Raw genomic sequence first — 21,382 nt, 5'->3', positions numbered from 1 at the left:
CTTGCCGCCTTTCATGCTTCCTTCGCCACGTCGGCATTCCTGCCGGCGCCTTTCATGTTTGCCATCTCCCGACCGCGCCGAGCCATCGCCCGGTCCGGAACATGGTGCCCCGATCGTACCGACCCCCTACATTCGGCCCGATCCCGTTTCCCAAACACAATTCGGGTCCATCGGATCCGTTGTCATACCGGATCATCAAGTCCCGCCTGTGGCCGCGCCGCTCACTCCCTCGTCGAGCGCACGGCGGGCATGCCCTATCATCCGGCCGTCCTCACGGCCTCCTCAACCGGCGCAATCGAAAGTCACAAAAACCCTTGCCAGTGTGCGGTGAGGCACCTGGAGCAAGCGTTGCCGGTTGGATGATTTTACGAAGCGGAGCCGCTCCGTCACAAGGGACAAACAACCACCGCTGCCTTTTGAAGCAGTCTTGTCGGCGATCATTTTAAGGCTGTGTCCGCGCCCCCTGTGGAAAGCATTTAGGCAGGATCAGGCACCAAGATCAATCACGAATTTTACGCAAAATTAAGGGGCGGCCGTTGACTCGCAAGCCCGTTCCTGACTCGGAATCAGGGGCTCAAAGGAGAATCTGTTAGGAATCAATGGCTTTGTTTTCGGGTCCTTTTCGGAAGGCTTGAAAAACGAAAAAAATAAAAATTCGCTTGACTCAGATTGCTGTCAAACTCCCGCAACGAAAGGGGGGAGAATGTCACCCAACCTCCTGCAAGTAACTGAATTTAAAGGATTTTCTTCGTCACTCTTTTGACACGATCAAGCCTTGCACATTAACCATGGCAGGTTCAAAAACCAAAGAAAAAGCCCGGCGCAAGCGCCGGGCTTTTCCTAATATTGCATAGCTCGATGAGGCTATCAGGCCGACATCGTCTTCACGCGGTTCGCCAGACGCGAGACCTTGCGGGATGCTGTATTGGAATGGAGCACGCCCTTGGTGGCAGCGCGCATCAGTTCCGGCTGGGCAGCCTTCAGAGCGGCGGCGGCCGAAGCCTGGTCGCCAGAGGCGATGGCCTCTTCGACCTTGCGGATGAAGTTGCGAACGCGCGAGCGGCGCGACTTGTTGACTGCGGTGCGCGCGGCGATCTTGCGGGTCGCCTTCTTTGCCGAGGTTGTATTGGCCATTTATGCCTCTCTTCAGAAATCTGACACAAACTCCACCCTCGCCGTGCCGGGTCACTGCGACCTGTCATCAAAGCAATTCGGGAGCAATATCGGAAAACCTTGGAATTCGGCTTTCCAAACTGTGGGCGGCGTATAGCGGGAAACCACGACGACGTCAACGCGGATTCTGCAAGAAACGCCGCCCGGCGGACTAGCGATGCCGGAAGGCCGGCTTGCGCTTCTCGATGAAGGCCGCCATGCCCTCCTTCTGGTCCTCGGTGGCGAAGAGCGCATGGAACAGCCGGCGCTCGGCGCGCATGCCCTCGGCAAGGACGGTCTCGTAGGCGCGTCCCACCGCCTCCTTCGCCAGCATGGTGGCGGGCAGGGAATAACCGGCGATCTTTTCCGCCGCGGCCAGCGCCTCCTCCAGCAGCCTTTCGGGCGCGACTACGCGGGCGACAAGGCCGGCGCGTTCGGCTTCCGCCGCGTCCATCAGCCGGCCGGTGAGGATGAGGTCCATCGCCTTCGCCTTGCCGAGGGCGCGCGTCAGGCGCTGCGTGCCGCCCATGCCGGGAATGATGCCAAGGGTGATCTCCGGCTGGCCGAACTTCGCCGTTTCCGAGGCGATGATGAAATCGCACATCATGGCGACCTCGCAGCCGCCGCCGAGCGCAAAGCCGCTGACGGCGGCGATCATCGGCTTGCGGCAGGCCGCCACGTCGTCCCAGCCGGCGGCAAGATCTTCCATCATGGCGTCGGCAAAGCCGTAGGGCTGCATCTCCTTGATGTCGGCGCCGGCGGCAAAGGCCTTTTCCGAGCCGGTGAGGACGATGGCGCCGATGCCGGCATCCGCCTCGAAGGCGGCGAGCACGCTCTTCAGTTCGTCGAGCAGCTTGCGGTTCAGCGCATTCAGCGCCTGCGGCCGGTTGAGCGTGACGAGGCCGACGCGCCCGCGCGTCTCCACCAGCAGGGTTTCATAGGCCATGATTCTCTCCTCGTTTTATGTCCGGGTCTTATTTCTGGCAGGCGGCGCAAAGGAAGGTGGAGCGGCCGCTCTGCACGATACGGCCGATCGTGCCCGTGCAGCCGGGCGTGCGGCAAGGTTCCTTCTCGCGGTCGTAGACGGAGAAGGAGTGCTGGAAGTAGCCGAGCGAGCCATCGGCACGGATATGGTCACGCAGGGTCGAGCCGCCCGCCTCGATCGCATCGGCGATCACCTGGCGGATCGCCTCGGTGAGGAGGACGAGCTCCTTCTTCGGCCTGCCCGCGGCCGTGACCAGCGTGCCGGCCAGCCGTTCCGGCGAAAGATGCGCGCGCCACAGCGCCTCGCAGACATAGATGTTGCCGAGGCCGGCAATGTTCTTCTGGTCGAGCAGGGCGGCTTTCAGCGGCGTCTGGCGGCCGCGGAACTTGGCGGCGATATAGTCGGCGTCCAGCGTGTTGCCGGTCGGCTCGGCGCCGAGGTCGCGGAAGAACGCATGAGCGGCGATGTCCTCCCGCCGGGCGAGATCCATGAAACCGAAGCGGCGGGGATCGTTGTAGATGACGCGGCGTGCGCCCTCCGGCGTTTCCAGGTGGAAGACGACGTGGTCGTGGCGCGTGTCCTTGCTGCGGGGGATGTGGAAATCGCCGGGCGGCTCGGCGCCCTCCACCCGGAAGGAGCCGGACATGCCGAGATGGGCGATCACCACGTCGCCGCCCTCGATATCGATCAGCAGATATTTGGCGCGGCGGCCGAGCGAGACGATGCTGCGGCCGGACAAAGCCTCGGAAAAGGCCGGCGGGAAGGGAAAGCGCAGGTCCGGGCGGCGCAGCTCCGCCCGGCGGATCGTCGCCCCCTCCATGACGGGGGCAAGGCCCCGGCGCACCGTTTCCACTTCCGGCAATTCCGGCATCGTCTTCTCCTTCGATTTAACCTTGAGCGCATTTGCCGCGGCGCGGCATTTCCCTCTCGGCAATCTATGTCCTATATACCCGGCGAAGCGGCGGGCGCTGTGCGTGAGATAGCGCGGCGCCGGCCAATTCGCTATGGTCTTTGCGGCAATCCGGCTGCGACAGACCGGCCCATGGAGACGACGATGACGGAACAGCGCACATCCGCGGACGGCGGCATGGAAACCTCCTACGGGTTTCGCGAGGTGCGGCAGGGCGAGAAGCAGGCGCTCGTCAACGACGTGTTCCATAAGGTGGCCAAGCGCTACGACATCATGAACGACGTCATGTCCGCCGGCCTGCACCGGGCCTGGAAGGACGCGATGATCGCGAGCCTCAACCCGCGCAAGGACCCGTCCTACAGGGTGCTCGACGTTGCCGGCGGCACCGGCGACATCGCCTTCCGCATCGTGGAGGCTTCCGACAGACTGGCGCATGCCACCGTGCTCGACATCAACGGCTCGATGCTTTCCGTCGGCGCCGACCGGGCGGCGAAGAAGGGCCTTTCCGCCAATCTCGATTTCGTCGAGGCCAATGCGGAGGACCTGCCCTTCGAGACCGGCAGCTTCGATGCCTATACGATCGCCTTCGGCATCCGCAACGTGCCGCGCATCGATGTCGCGCTGGCGGAGGCCTATCGCGTCCTGAAGCGCGGCGGGCGGCTGCTCGTGCTCGAATTCTCCGAGGTGGAGATGCCGCTGCTCGACCAGTTCTACGAAGCCTGGTCGTTCAAGGCGATCCCGCAGTTCGGCAAGATGATCACCGGGGACGCCGAGCCGTACCAGTATCTCGTCGAATCGATCCGCAAGTTCCCGAACCAGCAGGATTTCGCGGCGATGATCCGCGCCGCCGGCTTCTCCCGCGTCACCTTCACCAACTACACCGGCGGCATCGCGGCGCTGCATTCGGGCTGGAAGCTGTGAGCATGGCCCGATCCTCCTCCCAGCAGCGCCTTCCCGCATGAGTGTTATCGGCGCCTATCTTCGGCTCGCCCGCGTGGGCTGGGTCCTCATGCGCGAGGGCGTCGTCTCGGCCCTGCCGACGGAGGGCATGCCGCCGCTCGCGCGCACCGCGCATACGCTTGCCGGTCTCTTCGAGCGCCGCCGGGCCTCGAAGGAGGACCGCAGCGACCGCCTTGCCCGCGCCATCGAGCGCCTCGGCCCGTCCTATGTGAAGATGGGCCAGTTCCTGGCGACCCGGCCCGACGTCGTCGGCGCCGAGATCGCCGTCGACCTCTCCGCCCTCCAGGACCGCATGGCGACCTTTCCGCGCGAAGCGGCCGTCGCCACGGTGGAAGGCTCGCTCGGCCGGCCGCTCGACGACCTCTATGTCAATTTCGGCGACCCGATCGCCGCCGCCTCCATCGCGCAGGTCCATCCCGCGACGGTGCGCGATGCGACCGGCGAGCGCAAGGTCGCCGTCAAGGTCATCCGCCCCGGCGTGCGCCAGCGCTTCGCCCATGACCTGGAAGCCATGTATGCCGCCGCGCGCCTTCAGGAGCGCATGCTGCCCAACACGCGCCGGCTGAAGCCGGTCGAGGTGACGCGCACGCTGGAGCAGACGACGAAGGTCGAGATGGACCTTCGCCTGGAGGCAGCCGCGCTTTCGGAACTCGGAGAAAACACCGGGGACGATCCCGGCTTCCGCGTGCCGAAGGTCGACTGGGAGCGCACGGGGCGCGACGTCGTCACCATGGAATGGATCGACGGCATCAAGATGTCGGACGTCGAGGGGTTGCGCGCCGCCGGCCACGATCTCGACAGGCTGGCCGACACGCTGATCCAGTCCTTCCTGCGCCATACGCTGCGCGACGGCTTCTTCCATGCCGACATGCACCAGGGCAATCTCTTCGTCGATCCGCAAGGCACGATCGTCGCCGTCGACATGGGCATCGTCGGCCGGCTCGGCAAGAAGGAGCGCCGCTTCCTCGCCGAGATCCTCTACGGCTTCATCACGCGCGACTACCAGCGCGTCGCCGACGTGCATTTCGAGGCGGGCTACGTGCCCTCGCACCACGATACCGCCAGCTTCGCCCAGGCGATCCGCGCCATCGGCGAGCCGATCCACGGCCAGCCGGCCGAGACCATCTCCATGGCGAAGCTCCTGACCCTGCTCTTCGAGGTGACGGAGCTCTTCGACATGGAGACCCGCACCGAACTCGTCATGCTCCAGAAGACCATGGTGGTGGTGGAGGGCGTTTCGCGCACGCTGAACCCCCGCTTCAACATGTGGAAGGCGTCCGAGGGCGTCGTCGGCGACTGGATCCGGGACAATTTGGGGCCGAAGCGGCTTTTGACGGACCTGCGCGACGGTGCCCATGCCGCCCTGCGGCTGGCCGAGGCGGCCCCGGAAATTGCCGCCAAGGCGGAAAAGCTTTCGCAGGACATCACCAACATGGCCGAAAAGGGCCTGCGTTTCGATGCGGAGACCGCCGAAGCGATCGGCCGGTCCGAAGCCCGCCACAGCCGCTCCGGCCGGCTGGCGCTGTGGATCATTGCTGCAACACTCGTCTATATCGCCTGGAAGCTTACCTGACGGGTTGCTTTCCCCGCGTTGACAACACCGGAAAATTGCATCCATATCGTCCGCTCCGAGGGTGGACGAAACTGAAATCATGCGTGTGTTGAAGCTGGGCGTTTCGGCCCTCGCGATCGTTGCGGGCTTTTATCCGGCGTGTGCGGAGGTTCTGCCGCGCGGTTCTACCGTCGATGGCGCCGTCGTGGATCGCAAATCCGGCGAGGAGGTGCGTTTCGTCGAGGTGGAGAGCTGGCGCGGCGTCGAGGTCAACCAGGACCTTCTCGCCGGCGACACGCTTCGCACCAATGCCATCGGCAGCCTTGCCATCCGCTTTGCCGACAACACGCTGGTGCGCATGGCGCGCGAGACGGTCCTGCGCGTGCGCAAGATCGACGGCGCCTCGGACAGCCAGCTCAATCTCGAAGGCGGCACGATCTGGGGCCGCGCGGACCGCGGCGGCAGCGGGCTTACCGTCGATACGCCCGCGGCGGCAGCGGCCATTCGCGGCACGGACTGGACGCTGCGCGCCGAGGGCGACCGCACGACGCTGACCGTGCTCGAAGGCACGGTGGAGCTTTCCAACGCGCAAGGCACGGTGACGGTCGGACAGGGAGAAGGCGCGGTGGCGCGGATCGGCGAGGCGCCGCGCAAATACATCCTCGTCAATCTCAAGGAGCGCGAGCAGGTCCTGCTCTACAGCGAGGTGCGCGGCACCTTCGCGAGCCTGCCCGTCAGCGGCACGGAAAGCACGAAGGCCCGCGCCGAGCGGCGGCGCATCCTCGACACGCCGGAGGCCGACCGCAGCCGCGAGGACTGGCTGACGCTCGCCGAGACGGCGCTCGCCTATGACGGCAGGGCGGCCGCCGAGGCCGCCCTTTCCCGCCTGCCGCGCCCGCTTCCCGCCGCGCTGGAGGCCCGCGCCAGCCTGGTCGAGGCGATGATCGCCGGCCAGGCCACGCGGTATGACGAGGCGATCCGGCTGTTCCGCAAGGCGATGCCGCATCTTTCCGGCGAGCGGCGCACCATGGCGCGCTACGGCGAGTGGATCGCGCTCTCGCTGGAAAACCCCGACACCGACGCCAAGGCACCGTCGCTGAACCAGACGCCAGGAACCGCCGGGGAGGCGATCGCCCAGGCGATCGCCATCGCCAATCTCCGGGGACAGGTCGAGGCGATCGAATTCCTCCGCAGGGCCGAGCCGCGCTTCCCGAACGAAGCGGCGCTGCCCGCCATGCGCGCCAGCCTCGCCTACGAACTCGACGACCGCGACGAGGTGCGCGCGGCGCTCGCCCGCGCCAGATCGATCGATCCCGACGACCCTGCCCATCTGCTCGTCAGCGCGCGGTTCCGCTCCACCGTGTCGAGCGACATCGACGGGGCGCTTGCCGAGCTCGACCAGGCGGTGAAAGCCGCGCCCGGCGACGACGCCGTGTGGAACGAGATCGGCATCCTGAAGAGCGACCGCAACGCCATCGTGGAGGCCAACGCCGCCCACCGGCGCGCCATCGCCCTCAACCCGGAAAACGCCGCGCTGCACGCCAACCACGCCCGCTTCCTGATGGACAACGACCAGATGGCCGCGGCAAAGGCGGCGATCGACGCCGCCGAGGCGCTCGATCCCACCTCCTATGCCGTGCTTGCCGCCAAGGGCCGCTATCTCCTGCGCATGGGCAGGACCGCGGAAGGCGAAACGGTCCTTCAGGAGGCCGCCGCCGTCAACCCGACCGCCGGCGACGCGCTGATCGGCCTTGCCATCGCCAGCTACCAGAGCGGCGCCGATGCCGAGACCGCCCAGGCGCTCGACAATGCCGACCGTTTCGACCGGGACAATCCGAGCATCGCCCTCATCCGCGCCGGCATCGCGATCGATGAATTCCGCGCCGACGACGCCATCCTCAACGCCCGAGAGGCGCTGCGCCGACGCCAGGCGCGCGGCGGCTACTATTCCGGCTACGACACCAACCGGCAGGTCTCCTCCTATCTCGGCGTGGCGCTCGACAATATCGGCCTGACCGAATGGGGCCAATTCTATGCCGACCGCTCCTACGATCCCTTCGTTTCCACGACCTATGTCGACGAGGCGACGGCGGGCGGCGGCAGTCCTTTCGTCAACACGCCGCTCTCCGGCCTCGACCGCTCCTCCTCCGGCGGTTCCTCCATCGCATCGGAGCTTCAGGCGCGGCTGTTCGCGCCGCTGTCGATCGCCTCGGAAGAAAAGCGCAACAGCCTGGAGACCCGCAACTTCTTCGAGGCGTCGCTGGGCGGAACCCTCTCGAACTACGGCGCCGACACCGGCTGGGCGAGCGACATCCTCCTCCAGGGCACGAGCTACACGCCCGTGCCGGTCAGCTACTATCTCCAGGGCGATATCACCCGGCCGGAGAGCGCGCGCGAAAACGACGAGAACGATCTTCTGGGCGGGCTCTTCCGCATCGGCATCAAGCCGACCCTGACGGACAGCATCTATCTCTTCGGCAACAGGATCCGGCAGGAGGTCGGCTATCCCGGCCAGACCTCCAATCCTGCACCCTTCAACGACAGCGTGACGGATGCCACCGAGCTCGGCGTCGCCTGGAGCCATGTCATCGGCGAGCGCAACGTGCTGCAGGCCTTCGCGGTCAACCGCCGGGTGGACGACCTGACCCGATACCGCTCGATCGAAGACGCCGATGAGAACGACGATATCCCGCCGATCACCTATCGCATCGCTGACACGTCTCGGGAGGACGTCTTCACCTATGGCGCCGGTCACCTGCTGGGCATCGGCCCGGTGACGCTGCGCTACGGCATGGAGGCGGCGGAGAGCGACTTCCGGGTTTCGAGGATCGCGACCGACCTGACGACCGGCGAGATCGAGGATCGCGGAGCCGCCACCGGCGGCAGCTCGACGACGCGGGCCTATATCGACGGCTATCTGGAGCTTTCCGACAGCCTGCAGGTGCAGGCGGGCGCCTTCCAGTCGCGCTTCGACGGCGACAGCCCGCGCTGGGGACCGGTCGACTACCGGCTCGGCATCGCCTTCGCACCGAGCGACAGCCACTGGCTGCGCGCCTACTACCGGCAGGATACGCAGTTCGCCAGCAACTACACGCTTTCGCCCGTTACGACGGTCGGGCTTTCCCCGATGGAGCTGCCGCTCTTCCGCGGCGGGCAGACGCGGACGACGGCGGTGCGTTGGGACGCCGAGTGGAACGAACGCTTCTTCACCGCGGTCGAATACCAGCACCAGCGCTTCAACGGCCTGACGCTGACGCCGGAAGACTTCATGGCGAGCTTCCTGACGGACACGGGCAAGATCGACCGCCTGCAGATCAGCGCCAACTACTGGGTCGGCGACGGCCTCGGCGCCTTCGGTTCCTTGACCTGGAACACCAGCAAGGACACCACGGCGGGCTGGGATCCTTCCTTCGACGTGCCGCTGGTGCCTGACTATGTGGCGCAGGTCGGCCTGACCTATGTGCATCCCGCGCGCTGGACGGCGACGCTCGCCCAGAGCTTCGTCGGCCCGCGGCTCGGCTCGCACTTTTTCGATGAGAACAACGCGCCGGCTGGCAGGGCGCTCGACAGGTACTGGACGACGGACGTCGCGCTGACCTGGAAATCGCAGAGCGGGCACCTGGAGGCCGGCCTCAGCGTGCTGAACATCTTCGACAACGACATCGAGATGGCCGATCGCCTGCCAGGCCCCGGCCGCACCTTCCTCGCGACGATGAAGGCGCGGTTCTGAGAGGGCGCTTGACCGGCAACCGGCGGGCGCTAGTCTTTCAGCGATGACCGATGAACCGCTGACCGCAACCGAGCCGCAGCCCTTTCTCGAACGGGTGCGCCGGCAGTTGCGCGGGCTCTATTTCGGCCGCGACCGGGAGGCGATCCGCTTCCAGGCCGCCATGCTCCTCATCGATATCGCAATCCTCGGTTTCTTCATCGCGGGCCCGTATCTGCGCAAGGGGCCGGCCTATATCATCGTCGATTATGTCATCGCCGCCGTCATCGCCTTCGAACTGGGCGCACGGGCGCTGATCGCGCCGAACCTGCGCTACTGGACGATGCGGCCGATGACCTGGGTGGACGTCGTCGTGCTCGGCACGCTGCTCTTTCCCAACCAGCTGCACAACTTCGCCTTCCTGCGCGTCCTGCGGATCTGGGCGATCAGCCAGAGCAAGCTGGTGACGCTGCTGCTGCACCGCATCGGGCATGGCGACAAGGAAGAGGTCATCCAGGCCTGCGTGAACTTCCTCGTCTTCCTCTTCCTCGTCACCGGCTTCGTCTACAGCAACTTCTTCTACGGCGCGGAGGGCTTCGAAGGCTTCGTCGACGCGCTCTACTTCTCCGTCGCGACCGTCACGACCACCGGTTTCGGCGACATCACCCTGCCCGGCACGCTGGGAAAACTCACCTCCATCGTCACGATGATCATCGGCATCTCGCTCTTCGTGCGGCTCGCGCAGGCGATCGTGCGGCCCTACAAGGTGACCTTCCCCTGCCCGCAATGCGGCCTCTCGCGCCATGAGACCGATGCCGTGCACTGCAAGGCCTGCGGCCATGTGCTGAACATTCCGAACGACGGCGCCTGAGGCAAACCACCCTGACTTGGCCCGACGTGTCTGTTCCCGCAGGACGGGAAAGGTGCTACTTTAGAAAAGCCGGAACAACCGGCGCCTCGCATTGCAAGACCGTATTCTCCAGAGGGCCAGAGGGGAGCCGTCCATGCGCAAGATCCTTGTTTCCATCGCTATTACCGCCTTGTCTTTCGGCGCGTCCGCCGCACCGTCGCTTGCCGGCATGATGCCGGATGCCGCGACGATCCGGCCGGCAGGCACCGTCGAGCTTGCCACGCACTACTACGGCCACAAGCCGAAGTGCGTCTGGAAGAAGATCAAGAAATACGACTATTACGGCAAACTCGTCATCAAGAAGGTGAAGGTCTGCCACTAGGTGCCCTGCCGGCCTGACGGGACGGTTTGGGGAACCGCCGTCGGGCCAGGACCTGGAAATACCGCCGCAACGGGACAGGACGGGGCGACCGTCCTGCCGAGGACGGGTCGTGCGCTTTCCGCGCGTCCTCGAAGCGCGAAAACGCTCTATCTCTTTGTTTTTGCGCTGTTCCAAACGCAAAACCGCCGCGCACTTTTGCTGGAATTGCTCCAGCGTCTTGTTTTCATGCCGTTCCGGGCGCAAAACCGCTTCAGCGCTTTTGCTGGAATTGCCTAGGACCCGCCATGCCGCTTGCTGGAAAACGCATCCTCCTCGTCATGTCCGGCGGCATCGCCGCCTACAAGAGCCTCGACCTCATCCGCCGGCTGCGCGAGCGCGGCGCGGAGGTTCGCCCGGTCATGACGGCGGGCGCGCAGCAGTTCGTCACGCCGCTTGCCGTCGGCGCGCTTTCGGCCGGCCATGTCTATACCGACCTGTTTTCCCGCGAGGACGAGCAGGATGTCGGGCATATCCGGCTGGCGCGTGATTGCGACCTCGTCGTCGTCGCCCCCGCCACGGCCGACCTGATGGCGAAGATGGCGAACGGCCTCGCCGACGATCTCGCCTCCACCGTGCTGCTCGCCACCGACCGGCCGGTGCTGCTCGCCCCGGCCATGAACCCGAAGATGTGGGCGCATCCGGCGACACGGCGCAATGTCGCGACGCTGCGGGGGGACGGGCTCGCCTTCATCGGCCCCAATGCCGGCGAGATGGCGGAAGGCGGCGAGGCCGGCCTTGGCCGCATGGCCGAACCGCTCGAGATCGTCGCAGCGGTGGAAGGCCTGCTCGACGGCGGGGCAAGGCCGCTGGCCGGCCGCAAGGCCGTCGTCACTTCCGGCCCGACCCATGAGCCGATCGACCCCGTGCGCTACATCGCCAACCGCTCCTCGGGCCGGCAGGGCCATGCCATCGCCGCCGCACTCGCCCGGCTCGGGGCCGAGGTGACGCTGGTCTCCGGCCCCGTCACGCTCAGCGATCCGCCGGGCGTCACGGTGGTGAAGGTCGAGCGGGCGGAGGAGATGCTGCAGGCGGTGCTCGCCGCGCTGCCGGCGGATATCGCCGTCATGGTCGCGGCCGTCGCCGACTGGCGCGTGGCGACACCGAACACGGAGAAGATCAAGAAACAGCCGGGCGAAGGTCCGCCGCCGCTGATGCTCGCCGAGAACCCCGATATCCTGAAGACCGTCGGCCACCATGCCAAGCGCCCGAAGGTCGTCGTCGGCTTTGCCGCCGAGACGCAGGATGTCGAGAGCAACGGCCGCGTGAAGCTGCAGAAGAAGGGTGCCGACCTCATCGTCGCCAACGACGTCTCGCCGGAAACGGGCATCATGGGCGGCACGCGCAACAGCGTGAAGCTGATCACCGCCGGCGGCGTCGAGCAATGGCCGGATCTTTCGAAGGACGATGTCGCCGGCCGCCTTGCCGGCTGGATCGCCGAACGGCTTACCTGACGAGGGCGAGGCGCCTTTCCATCGCCAGCGCAGGCCGGCCGGCAGGAGAGAAGATGCGCACGTCGACGCCGTTTTCGCCGAGCACGACGGCGCTGCCGTCGGGGATTTCCACCCAGGCTTCCGTATCGTCGTTCAGCGGCTCGGAGACCAGGCAGTAGCCGCCCGTCGCGCCCATCGGCGCGGCATAGAGCGTCGGCGCGGCATAGTCCGTCGCATAGCGCACCGCATAGAGCTGGTCGCCATCCGTGAAGGCGGCGGTGAAGCGCACGAGAACGCGGCGCTCCAGATGGGCGGCGAGCCGCTCGACGAAGGCGATCGTCTCGGCCATGGCGCCGAGCGGATCGCGGGCAAGGCCGAACTGCAGGGCGAGCAGGAACAGCAGCTCGGAATCCGTCGAGCCGGTGCGGGCCGTGTAGAGATCGTTGTCCAGCATGGTTTCGAGCGGCCGGCGCAGGTGCTCGAAATCGGCGATCTGGCCATTGTGCATGAAGGACCAGATGCCGTGGACGAAGGGATGGCAATTGTCGCGCCGCGTGCCGCCGCCCGTCGCGGCGCGCACATGGGCAAGGAAGAGCGGCGAGCGCACCTGCCTGGCGATGCTTCTGAGGTTGCAATCCGACCAGGCGGGCAGGATGTCGCGGTAGCGGCCGGGCTCCGGGCGCTCGCCATACCAGGCGATGCCGAAACCGTCGCCGTTGGTCGCCGTCTTGGCACGGGTGGCGCAATGGGATTGCTCGATCAGCGAATGGGCGGGCGAGGACACCAGTTCCTCAAGGAAGAGCGGCTCTCCACGATAGGCTGCCCAACGGCACATGACGCTATTCTCGCTTTCGAAGACCGGCACGAACCGGTGGTGGACCCGACGCATTAACCATGGCACTGCCCGGATTTTCAACGCAAATGGGTAAAAATGCGTTAACGAATGTAAACGGGCCGAAACCATGCGTGTCATTATGATGATGGCGGCAAAAGGCGCGGTTTCCGGGGGAACACGCGTTTTGTGAACGGTTCGTTTTCCGGGCGCCGGATTTCGTGAACAATGGCCGGGGCATGGTCCGATCGTGATGAACACGCGCGCGAGGTGCAACGGGCGATGCGGGGACTGCAGAACGGCACCTTCATCACGCCGGCGCATTGACGCGCGGTCGCGAAACCCTATCCTTCCACCCTGTCCCGCGGCGGAAGGATGCACCATGCGGATCGACGGCCAATGCCATTGCGGCTTCGTGACCTACGAGGCCGAGATCGACCCGGAGGCGGTCTCCATCTGTCATTGCACGGATTGCCAGCGGCTGACCGGCTCGCCCTATCGCGTCACCGCGAGCATTCCGAAGGACGCCCTGCACCTCACCGGCAATCCACCGAAACTCTACACGAAGACCGCCGGGAACGGCCGCAAGCGCCTGCAATATTTCTGTCCCGAATGCGGCTCGCCGCTGTTCACGACAGGCACCGGCGAGGACGCCGCGACCTGGGGCATCCGCTGGGGCAGCATCAACCAGCGTGCGGCGCTGAAACCGGCGCGCCAGATCTGGTGCCGCTCGGCCCTCGACTGGTTCGGCGAGACGGCGGCGCTTCCCGGCGTCGCGAGGGATTGAGCCATGGCGACAGGGCGCTTCCGGATCGTGCGAACCGGCGTGGAAGGCATCGAGGCGGTCTTCGCCGACAGCCGGCATACCTTCGCGCGCCATACCCACGAGACCTACGGCATCGGCCTCATCGAGCGCGGCGCGCAGAAATCGGCGAGCGGGCGCGGTCTGGTGGAGGCGGCGGCCGGCAACACGATCACCGTGAACCCCGGCGAGGTGCATGACGGCGCGCCGCTCGGCGACGCACCGCGCGCCTGGCGCATGCTCTATCTGGAGCCGGCGCTCGTCCGCGCGGCGGCGGAGGATATTTTCGAAGGGCGCCCGCGCGAGGAATTCTACGCGCCGGTGCTGGACGACGGGCGTATCGCAGGCCTGGTTTCCCGGCTGCTCGCCCTGCTTCTTGACGCCGGCGCCGACGCGCTCGGCCGCGAGGAACAGCTTCTCCTGCTGCTCGCCGCCGTGCTGCGCGAAGAGGCGCCGCGGCAGGATGGTCCTGCAGCCATCGGCCGTGCCCGCGACCGGCTCGACACCGACCCGGCCTCGGCGGTGACGCTGGAGGACCTTGCCGGCGATTGCGGGCTCGGCCGTTTCCGGCTGGTGCGCGATTTCGCCCGGCTCACCGGCCTGACGCCGCATGCCTACCTGCTCCAGCGCCGCACCGAGCTTGCCCGCCGGCTGATCGCGGCCGGCACCCCGCTTGCCGAGGCCGCCATCGAAGCCGGCTTCGCCGACCAGAGCCACATGACGCGCAATTTCACCCGCCGCTACGGCTATACGCCCGGCGCCTTTCTCGCCGCGCGCGCCTGAGCGGCCCGCACCCCGCAATTTCATTCAAGACCCCCGGCGCCCTTCCGGTGTTCCCTGCTGCCTTTCAACCCGCATGGAACCAGACATGACTTCCGAATTCCTCATCACCTCGCTCGTCGTCATCCTCCTGCCGGGCACCGGCGTGATCTATACGCTGGCGCTCGGCATCAGCGGCGGGTTCCGCGCCGCCGTCCTGGCCGCCTTCGGCTGCACGCTCGGCATCGTTCCGCATATCCTCGCCAGCGTGGTCGGCCTTGCCGCCGTGCTGCATGCCAGCGCGCTCGCCTTCGAGGTGCTGCGCTATATCGGCGTCGCCTATCTCCTGTTCATCGCCTGGAGCCTGCTGAAGGACAGCAATGCGCTCGATGTCGGGCCGGAGCAGGCACCGGCCGGCAATGCGCTGAGGATCGTGCGCAAGGGCATCCTCACCAACATCTTCAACCCGAAGCTCTCGCTGTTCTTCCTCGCCTTCCTGCCGCAGTTCATCCCGGTGAGCGCCTCCGGAGATGCCACGGGCCAGATGCTTTTCCTCGGCGGCGTCTTCATGGCCCTCACCTTCCTCGTCTTCGTCGGCTATGGGGCGCTTGCCGCCGGCCTGCGCCGGCAGGTGCTGAGCCGGCCGGCGGTCATCGTCTGGATGCAGCGCAGCTTCGCCGCCGCTCTCGGCCTGATGAGCCTCCGGCTCGCGCTGGCCGACCGCTGACCGATCAGTTGCCGGAAAGATGGAAATGATGCAGCGGACCGTGGCCCGAGCCGACGGTCAGCGCATCCGACAGGCGCACGGCACCGGCGATGAAGCGCTTGGCCGCCGCCACGGCATCGACGAGCGCCTGCCCCTTGCCGAGCTCGGCGGCGATCGCGCTCGACAGCGAGCAGCCGGTGCCATGCGTGTTGCGCGTCAGCACGCGCACGCCCTCGAACCAGTGCAGCCGATCGGGCGTCGCGAGCACGTCGGGGCTCTCGCTGCCCGGCAGGTGCCCGCCCTTCAGCAGCACCGCCTTCGGCCCGAGGTCGAGCAGCCGCCTTGCCTGGTCCTCCATGCCGGCCCGGTCCACGGCCTCCGCCTCACGAAGGAGGGCCGCCGCCTCCGGCAGGTTCGGCGTGAGCACGCTTGCGCGCGGCAGCAGCTGGCGCACCAGCGCGGCCACGGCCTCCTGCGCCAGGAGCGAGGCCCCGCCCTTGGCGACCATGACGGGATCGAGCACGATGGGAACCGCGCGATGCGGCGACAGGGCCGTGGCGACGGCTTCGGCGATCTCCGCCGAGGCGATCATGCCGATCTTCACCGCATCCACCCGGATATCGGCGAAGACCGCGGCGATCTGCGCCGCCACGAAATCCGGCGGAACCAGATGCACGCCGGAAACGCCCTGCGTGTTCTGCGCCGTCAGGGCCGTCAGCGCCGCCATGCCGTAGGTGCCGCGCGCGGCAAAGGTCTTGAGATCCGCCTGGATGCCCGCGCCGCCCGAGGGATCGGAGCCCGCGATCGAGAGAATGTTTGCGATTGTGTCGGCCATCTCGCCTCCTTCCCGGCAGGGGCGGCCTCGGGGTGGCGGCGATGCGGCACCCGTTCGACTCCCTCCGCCGGCATGATCCGGTTCAGGTTCAAAGGGTGCTTCTCAGCCCGCCTTGCGGCGGGCGCCCCTGTCTTGAACGGGTTTTCGCAAATGACGCGGCGCCTGTCACGCCGAAAGTGGTGTCGCGGCGCGTTTGCCACCGGCGCCATGCATCCTTTTCCCCGAGAGCGGGGAAAAGGTGGCGGATTAAATCGTGGGCGGGTGAGCCCGCCCGCTCAGGCCTTGGTGACGTGGTATTCCTTGATGGCGACCATCTTGATCGCCGGATAACGTTCCGCCTCGTAGCGCAGCGAGAAGGCATCCTGCGCCAGGAAGACCGGGTCGCCGTCGAGGTCGCGGGCGATATCGCCGCGGCGCTGGGTGACGAACTTGTCCAGCTCCGCCGCGCTGTCCGACGAGATCCAGCGGCAGACGGAAAAGCGCGACATTTCGAAGGAGACGGGCAGGCCGTATTCCGCCGAAAGCCGCTCCTTCAACACGTCGAGCTGCAGCGCACCGACGACGCCGACGATGGCGGGCGAGCCGTCTTCCGGCGAAAAGAGCTGCACGACGCCCTCCTCCGCCATCTGCTGGAGCGCTTCCTTCAGCTTCTTGGCCTTCATCGCGTCCTCCAGCCGCACGCGGCGCAGGATTTCCGGCGCGAAGTTCGGCACGCCCTCGAAGACCAGCGCCTCGCCTTCCGTCAGCGTGTCGCCGATCCGGAGCGTGCCGTGGTTGGGGATGCCCACCACGTCGCCGGCATAGGCCGTATCGGCCAGCTGGCGCTGCGAGGCGAAGAAGAACTGCGGGGCCGAAAGGCCGATCGTCTTGCCCGTGCGGGCAAGGCGCACCTTCATGCCGCGCTCCAGCATGCCGGAGCAGACGCGCGCGAAGGCGATGCGGTCGCGATGGTTCGGGTCCATGTTCGCCTGGATCTTGAAGACGAAGGCCGTCATCTTGTCTTCCGAGGCATGCACCTTGCGCACGTCCGCCACCTGGTCGCGCGGCGGCGGCGCGAAGGCGCCGAGCGCGTTGATGAGGTCGCGGACGCCGAAATTGCGGAGCGCCGAGCCGAAGAAGACCGGCGTCATGTGCCCTTCGAGGAAAGCTTCCTGGTCGTAGGGCCGGCAGGCCTCGCGGGCGAGTTCCAGCTCCTCGGTGAAGGCGGCCCGCTCGTTTTCCGGCAGGTTCTTCGCCACCACCGCCGGGTCGTCGATCCTCGTCGGCTGCACCTGCGTGTCCGAGCCGCGGAAGGTGCGGTCGGCCAGGTGATAGGAGCCGCAGAAGGTCTTCGAGCGGCCGACCGGCCAGGTGACCGGGGCGGTGTCGAGCGCCAGCTTCTCCTCCACCTCGTCGAGGATTTCGAACGGATCGCGGCTTTCGCGGTCCATCTTGTTGACGAAGGTGATGATCGGGATGTCGCGCAGGCGGCAGACCTCGAACAGCTTCAACGTGCGCGGCTCGATGCCCTTGGCGGCGTCGATGACCATGACGGCCGCATCCACCGCCGTCAGCGTGCGGTAGGTGTCGTCGGCGAAGTCCTCGTGGCCGGGCGTATCGAGAATGTTGAAGACGTTGCCGTCATATTCGAAGGTCATCACCGAGGTGACGACGGAGATGCCGCGTTCACGCTCGATCTTCATCCAGTCCGAGCGGGTCTGGATGCGGTCCTTCTTCGCCTTCACTTCGCCGGCGAGCTGGATGGCACCGCCGAAAAGCAGCAGCTTTTCCGTGAGGGTGGTCTTACCGGCGTCCGGGTGTGCGATGATCGCGAAGGTGCGGCGGCGGGAGACCGCCTCTGCAAGGGTTTCGGCCATTTTCTGCAATATCCTGTGAGTTGCCGCGGTCTTTACAGCCTCCGCCGGGAAGATGCAATTGACGGGGTGGGACTGCGGCCGGCTTATGGGCGCATGAACGCACATGCCCCCACCCAGCCCACGCTCTGCCTTCTCCGCCTGCCGCATGGCGCGGGCATCGCGCTTCCCGCCTACGAGACCGGCGGCGCCGCCGGCATGGACCTGCGCGCCGCCGTGGCGGAAGACCAGCCGCTGACGCTGCCGCCCGGCCAGCGCGCCCTGGTGCCGACCGGCTTCGTCTTCGAGATCCCGGCCGGCTACGAGGGACAGGTCCGCCCCCGCTCCGGCCTCGCCTTCAAGAACGGCATCACCTGCCTCAACACGCCCGGCACGATCGACAGCGACTATCGCGGCGAGGTGAAGGTGCTGCTCGTCAATCTCGGCGAGGAGCCCTTCGTCATCGAACGCGGCATGCGCATCGCGCAGATGGTGATCGCGCCGGTCACGCAGGTCGCCGTGCGCGAGGTGGAGACGGCGGGCGAGACCACCCGTGGCGCCGGCGGTTTCGGCTCCACCGGCGTGCGCTAGGGGCCATGCCCGACCGCAAGGGCCTTTCCTTCCGCTCGGACTATTTCGGCGACGGCGCCGCCTGGCGGGCGCTTGCCGACCTCCTCAAAGACATCTTCGGCATCGACGTGACGGTGATGGACCGGCTCGGCGGACCGGACCCGACGACCATGCCTTTCGCCTGGTTCGACGATGCCGGCCGCTGCATCGCCAATATCAGCGCGTTTTCCCTGCCGCTTGTCATCAACGGCACCTTCGTGCGCGCCGCGGGCCTGCAATCGGGCGCTGTGCGGCCGGAACACCGCGGCAAGGGGCTCTATCGCGATGTCATGGAAGCGGCGCTCCGGCACTGCGATGCGGAAGGGTTCGAGGCCGTCGCGCTTCTGACCGATACACCGGACCTCTACCATCGCCACGGCTTTCGCACGCTGGCGCAGCATCGTTTCTCCGGCCCGGCACCGGCAGGCGGACGGGACGGGCCGCTCCGGCGGCTCGATATCGGCAGCGAGGTCGACCTGACGCTGCTCGGCCGCCTGCTCGACGGCCGCCGGCCAGTGTCCGATCGTTTCGCGCCGCTTCGGCAGAAGGAAATGTTCCTGTTCAACGCCGCGCTGATGCCGGACCTCAGGCTCGACCTGATGGAAGAGGCTAATGCCGTCATCGCCTGGCAGATGGGCGAGGACGACGGCTTCGATCTCCTCGATGTCGTCGGCGCGCGCATTCCGAGCCTTGCGGACATCCTGGCGAGCCTGCACCTGGCACCTGCCCGCGTCACCATGCACTTCGCGCCCGATCACCTCGTCTGGGCGGGCACGGCCGTGCCGGACGAAGGCGACATGGTGCTCATGCTGCGCGCGGCGGGCGACCTCGCGCCGGAGCAGCCTTTCGCGCTGTCGCCGATGGCCGCGTTCTGACCAGCGGCGGGTCCATCATCCGGCGCCGTGTGAACAAGCCGGCGCGGCCGGGCGGTAAACAGGGGCGATGGAGCCGGAGAGGGCGATCCGGGGTCAAGAAGACCGGCAGGAAACCCCATGAGGAAGAGTTTTCGCGTTCCGTCGTGCGGCAACGCCCGCATATCGAAGGCGCCACGCGAATCGGGGCGGAGCGCCTGCCTGACGGGCTGGCCGAGATAGCGTGCCGGCAGGACCGCAGGGCGCGATGCGCTTTCGTCTTGTGCCATTCGAGGCGCGAAACGGCTTCGCACTTTTGCCGGAATTGGGCTAGAAGAGCGCGGTCCCTCGGAGTCCGTCATGACCGTCGCCGTCCTGCTTGCCTATTGCGGTGCCCTGTTCATCGCCGCCATCATTCCCGGTCCCGGCATCACGGCGATCGTCGCGCGGGCGCTCGGCTCGGGTTTCCGGCCCACCTTCTTCATGGGCCTCGGCCTCATCCTCGGCGACATGATCTACCTGACGGCGGTCATCCTCGGCCTTGCCTTCATCGCCCAGACCTTCACCACGACCTTCATGCTGATCAAGATCGCCGGTGCGCTCTATCTCGGCTACATCGCCTGGAAGCTCTGGACGAGCGGCCTCATCCCGCAGGATATCGAGGCGCGCGCCTCGACGAGCATGACCCTGTCCTTCCTCTCCGGCCTGTTCGTGACGCTCGGCAATCCGAAGACCATGCTGTTCTACGTCGCGCTGGTGCCGACGCTGGTCGATCTCGAGGCGATCGGCCTCGAGGACTACGGCATGCTGCTTGCCGCGACCTTCCTGGTGCTCATCGTCGTGCTCGTGCCCTATATCGCGCTCGCTTCGCGCGCCCGGCTTCTCCTCAGGCAGCCGAAGGCGCTGCAGCGGATGAACCGGGTCGCCGCCGGCATTCTCGCCGGCACCGCCGCCTATATCGCGACCCGCGCGGCCTGAAGCATCATCCCGTTTTGCGCCGCTAGCGTTTCCGCTTTTCCTGAAATCGCGAAAACGCTCAATCTGTTTGTTCCCGCGCACGTCCGGGCGCAAAACCGCTGCACCCTTTTGCCGGAATTGCGCTCAGTGCGGGATTATTCCGCTTTCGGCGCTTTTGTCGCGAAATCCGGACTCGTCTCCGGCGCCATTCGCTCCTATCTTTTGCGGAACGAGAACCGAGGGAGCACCCGATGACCGACACCCGCAAACCCGGCCGCGGCCGTATCTACGCCTCCATCACCGAGACGATCGGCGACACGCCCATCGTGCGGCTCGACAAGTTCGCCAGGGAAAAGGGCGTTTCGGCCACCCTTCTTGCAAAACTCGAATTCTTCAACCCGATCGCCTCGGTGAAGGACCGCATCGGCGTGGCGATGATCGAGGCGCTCGAAGCCGACGGGAAGATCACGCCCGGCAGCTCGACGCTGGTCGAGCCGACCTCGGGCAATACGGGCATCGCCCTCGCCTTCGCCGCCGCCGCCAAGGGCTACCGCCTCATCCTCACCATGCCCGAGACCATGTCGATCGAGCGGCGCAAGATGCTGGCACTGCTCGGCGCCGAACTGGTGCTGACCGAGGGGCCGAAGGGCATGAAGGGCGCGATCGCCAAGGCGGAGGAACTGGCCGCCACCATTCCCGGCGCGATCATTCCCCAGCAGTTCGAAAACCCGGCCAACCCCGAAATCCACCGCCGGACGACGGCCGAGGAGATCTGGAACGACACGGACGGCGCGGTCGACATCCTCGTTTCCGGCATCGGCACCGGCGGCACGATCACCGGCGCCGGCCAGGTGCTGAAGGCGAAGAAGCCCGGCCTCAAGGTCGTCGCCGTCGAGCCGGCCGACAGCCCGGTCCTGTCCGGCGGCAATCCCGGCCCGCACAAGATCCAGGGCATCGGCGCCGGCTTCGCCCCGGCCGTGCTCGACACGGCGATCTATGACGAGATCGTGACCGTGACGAACGACGAGGCCTTCGAAAATGCCCGCCTCGTGGCGCGGCTGGAGGGCGTGCCCGTCGGCATCTCCTCCGGCGCGGCGCTCGCCGCCGCCGCCAAGGTCGGCAGCCGCCCGGAAAATGCCGGCAAGACCATCGTCGTCATCATTCCCTCCTTCGCCGAGCGCTATCTTTCCACCGCGCTCTTCGAAGGCCTCGGCGGCTGACGCCCTCCGGCCC

General features: G+C 66.7%; 19 protein-coding genes and 1 riboswitch. Of the genes, 13 read left to right on the top strand and 6 right to left on the bottom strand.

The window, feature by feature from the left end:
- Nucleotides 1-867 precede the first annotated feature (867 nt).
- The 3 genes from rpsT to mutM all read right to left on the bottom strand — a co-directional run bounded on the left by rpsT (nucleotide 868) and on the right by mutM (nucleotide 3,008).
- Complete coding sequence (gene rpsT / locus WMC41_RS22415; protein ID WP_023514010.1) at nucleotides 868-1,134, bottom strand: 30S ribosomal protein S20; 267 nt, start codon at nucleotides 1,132-1,134, stop codon at nucleotides 868-870.
- A gap of 190 nt (nucleotides 1,135-1,324) precedes the next feature.
- The gene (locus WMC41_RS22410; protein WP_244767229.1) at nucleotides 1,325-2,098 is read right to left on the bottom strand and encodes an enoyl-CoA hydratase; all 774 of its coding nucleotides are present in this window, start codon (nucleotides 2,096-2,098) and stop codon (nucleotides 1,325-1,327) included.
- 28 nt (nucleotides 2,099-2,126) lie between these two features.
- Nucleotides 2,127-3,008: a bifunctional DNA-formamidopyrimidine glycosylase/DNA-(apurinic or apyrimidinic site) lyase gene (gene mutM, locus WMC41_RS22405; RefSeq protein ID WP_432346509.1), complete on the bottom strand. Its 882-nt coding sequence runs from the start codon at nucleotides 3,006-3,008 to the stop codon at nucleotides 2,127-2,129.
- A 183-nt stretch (nucleotides 3,009-3,191) separates the two neighbouring features.
- Here mutM and ubiE point away from each other — a divergent pair, with 183 nt between their 5' ends.
- From ubiE to coaBC, 6 genes are all read left to right on the top strand, one after another.
- Complete coding sequence (gene ubiE / locus WMC41_RS22400; RefSeq protein ID WP_244767227.1) at nucleotides 3,192-3,968, top strand: bifunctional demethylmenaquinone methyltransferase/2-methoxy-6-polyprenyl-1,4-benzoquinol methylase UbiE; 777 nt, start codon at nucleotides 3,192-3,194, stop codon at nucleotides 3,966-3,968.
- Nucleotides 3,969-4,005: 37 nt separating this feature from the next.
- Nucleotides 4,006-5,580, top strand: a complete 1,575-nt coding sequence (gene ubiB / locus WMC41_RS22395) for a 2-polyprenylphenol 6-hydroxylase (protein WP_432346507.1) — start codon at nucleotides 4,006-4,008, stop codon at nucleotides 5,578-5,580.
- 79 nt (nucleotides 5,581-5,659) lie between these two features.
- Nucleotides 5,660-9,289: a FecR domain-containing protein gene (locus tag WMC41_RS22390; protein WP_432346505.1), complete on the top strand. Its 3,630-nt coding sequence runs from the start codon at nucleotides 5,660-5,662 to the stop codon at nucleotides 9,287-9,289.
- Between the two features lie 43 nt (nucleotides 9,290-9,332).
- A complete protein-coding gene (locus WMC41_RS22385; protein WP_432346503.1) occupies nucleotides 9,333-10,136 on the top strand; it encodes a potassium channel family protein in 804 nt (267 codons plus the stop codon).
- Nucleotides 10,137-10,269: 133 nt separating this feature from the next.
- Nucleotides 10,270-10,497: a hypothetical protein gene (locus WMC41_RS22380; protein ID WP_244767223.1), complete on the top strand. Its 228-nt coding sequence runs from the start codon at nucleotides 10,270-10,272 to the stop codon at nucleotides 10,495-10,497.
- Between the two features lie 284 nt (nucleotides 10,498-10,781).
- Entirely contained in the window at nucleotides 10,782-11,987 is a 1,206-nt protein-coding gene (gene coaBC / locus WMC41_RS22375; RefSeq protein ID WP_288078488.1) for a bifunctional phosphopantothenoylcysteine decarboxylase/phosphopantothenate--cysteine ligase CoaBC, read from the top strand.
- Here coaBC and WMC41_RS22370 read toward each other — a convergent pair.
- Complete coding sequence (locus tag WMC41_RS22370; RefSeq protein ID WP_272807381.1) at nucleotides 11,980-12,801, bottom strand: class II glutamine amidotransferase; 822 nt, start codon at nucleotides 12,799-12,801, stop codon at nucleotides 11,980-11,982. The genes coaBC and WMC41_RS22370 overlap by 8 nt on opposite strands.
- Nucleotides 12,802-13,180: 379 nt before the next feature.
- Here WMC41_RS22370 and WMC41_RS22365 point away from each other — a divergent pair, with 379 nt between their 5' ends.
- The 3 genes from WMC41_RS22365 (at nucleotide 13,181) to WMC41_RS22355 (ending at nucleotide 15,086) form a co-directional block, all read left to right on the top strand.
- The gene (locus WMC41_RS22365; RefSeq protein ID WP_432346500.1) at nucleotides 13,181-13,585 is read left to right on the top strand and encodes a GFA family protein; all 405 of its coding nucleotides are present in this window, start codon (nucleotides 13,181-13,183) and stop codon (nucleotides 13,583-13,585) included.
- 3 nt (nucleotides 13,586-13,588) lie between these two features.
- Entirely contained in the window at nucleotides 13,589-14,383 is a 795-nt protein-coding gene (locus tag WMC41_RS22360; protein ID WP_432346498.1) for an AraC family transcriptional regulator, read from the top strand.
- Nucleotides 14,384-14,468: 85 nt separating this feature from the next.
- Entirely contained in the window at nucleotides 14,469-15,086 is a 618-nt protein-coding gene (locus WMC41_RS22355; RefSeq protein WP_432346496.1) for a LysE family translocator, read from the top strand.
- A 4-nt stretch (nucleotides 15,087-15,090) separates the two neighbouring features.
- On the opposite strand, the gene thiD is transcribed toward WMC41_RS22355, so the two are convergent.
- A complete protein-coding gene (gene thiD, locus WMC41_RS22350) occupies nucleotides 15,091-15,900 on the bottom strand; it encodes a bifunctional hydroxymethylpyrimidine kinase/phosphomethylpyrimidine kinase (RefSeq protein ID WP_432346494.1) in 810 nt (269 codons plus the stop codon).
- Between the two features lie 42 nt (nucleotides 15,901-15,942).
- A riboswitch (TPP riboswitch) is annotated at nucleotides 15,943-16,039 on the bottom strand.
- Between the two features lie 136 nt (nucleotides 16,040-16,175).
- Nucleotides 16,176-17,756 (bottom strand): peptide chain release factor 3, encoded by a 1,581-nt coding sequence (locus WMC41_RS22345; RefSeq protein WP_272807376.1) that lies wholly within the window; start codon nucleotides 17,754-17,756, stop codon nucleotides 16,176-16,178.
- A 93-nt stretch (nucleotides 17,757-17,849) separates the two neighbouring features.
- Here WMC41_RS22345 and dut point away from each other — a divergent pair, with 93 nt between their 5' ends.
- From dut to cysK, 4 genes are all read left to right on the top strand, one after another.
- A complete protein-coding gene (gene dut, locus WMC41_RS22340; protein WP_064332749.1) occupies nucleotides 17,850-18,323 on the top strand; it encodes a dUTP diphosphatase in 474 nt (157 codons plus the stop codon).
- Between the two features lie 5 nt (nucleotides 18,324-18,328).
- A complete protein-coding gene (locus WMC41_RS22335) occupies nucleotides 18,329-19,216 on the top strand; it encodes a GNAT family N-acetyltransferase (protein WP_432346492.1) in 888 nt (295 codons plus the stop codon).
- Between the two features lie 336 nt (nucleotides 19,217-19,552).
- Nucleotides 19,553-20,170 carry a LysE family translocator gene (locus WMC41_RS22330; protein ID WP_432346490.1) on the top strand — a complete coding sequence of 206 codons (618 nt, stop codon included), beginning with the start codon at nucleotides 19,553-19,555 and terminating at the stop codon, nucleotides 20,168-20,170.
- A gap of 230 nt (nucleotides 20,171-20,400) precedes the next feature.
- Nucleotides 20,401-21,369: a cysteine synthase A gene (cysK, locus tag WMC41_RS22325; RefSeq protein WP_244767213.1), complete on the top strand. Its 969-nt coding sequence runs from the start codon at nucleotides 20,401-20,403 to the stop codon at nucleotides 21,367-21,369.
- Nucleotides 21,370-21,382: the final 13 nt, after the last annotated feature.

The organism is Shinella yambaruensis, assembly GCF_050859155.1.
Taxonomy (GTDB): Bacteria; Pseudomonadota; Alphaproteobacteria; order Rhizobiales; family Rhizobiaceae; genus Shinella; species Shinella yambaruensis.
This window is presented reverse-complemented; position numbering and strand designations above follow the sequence as displayed.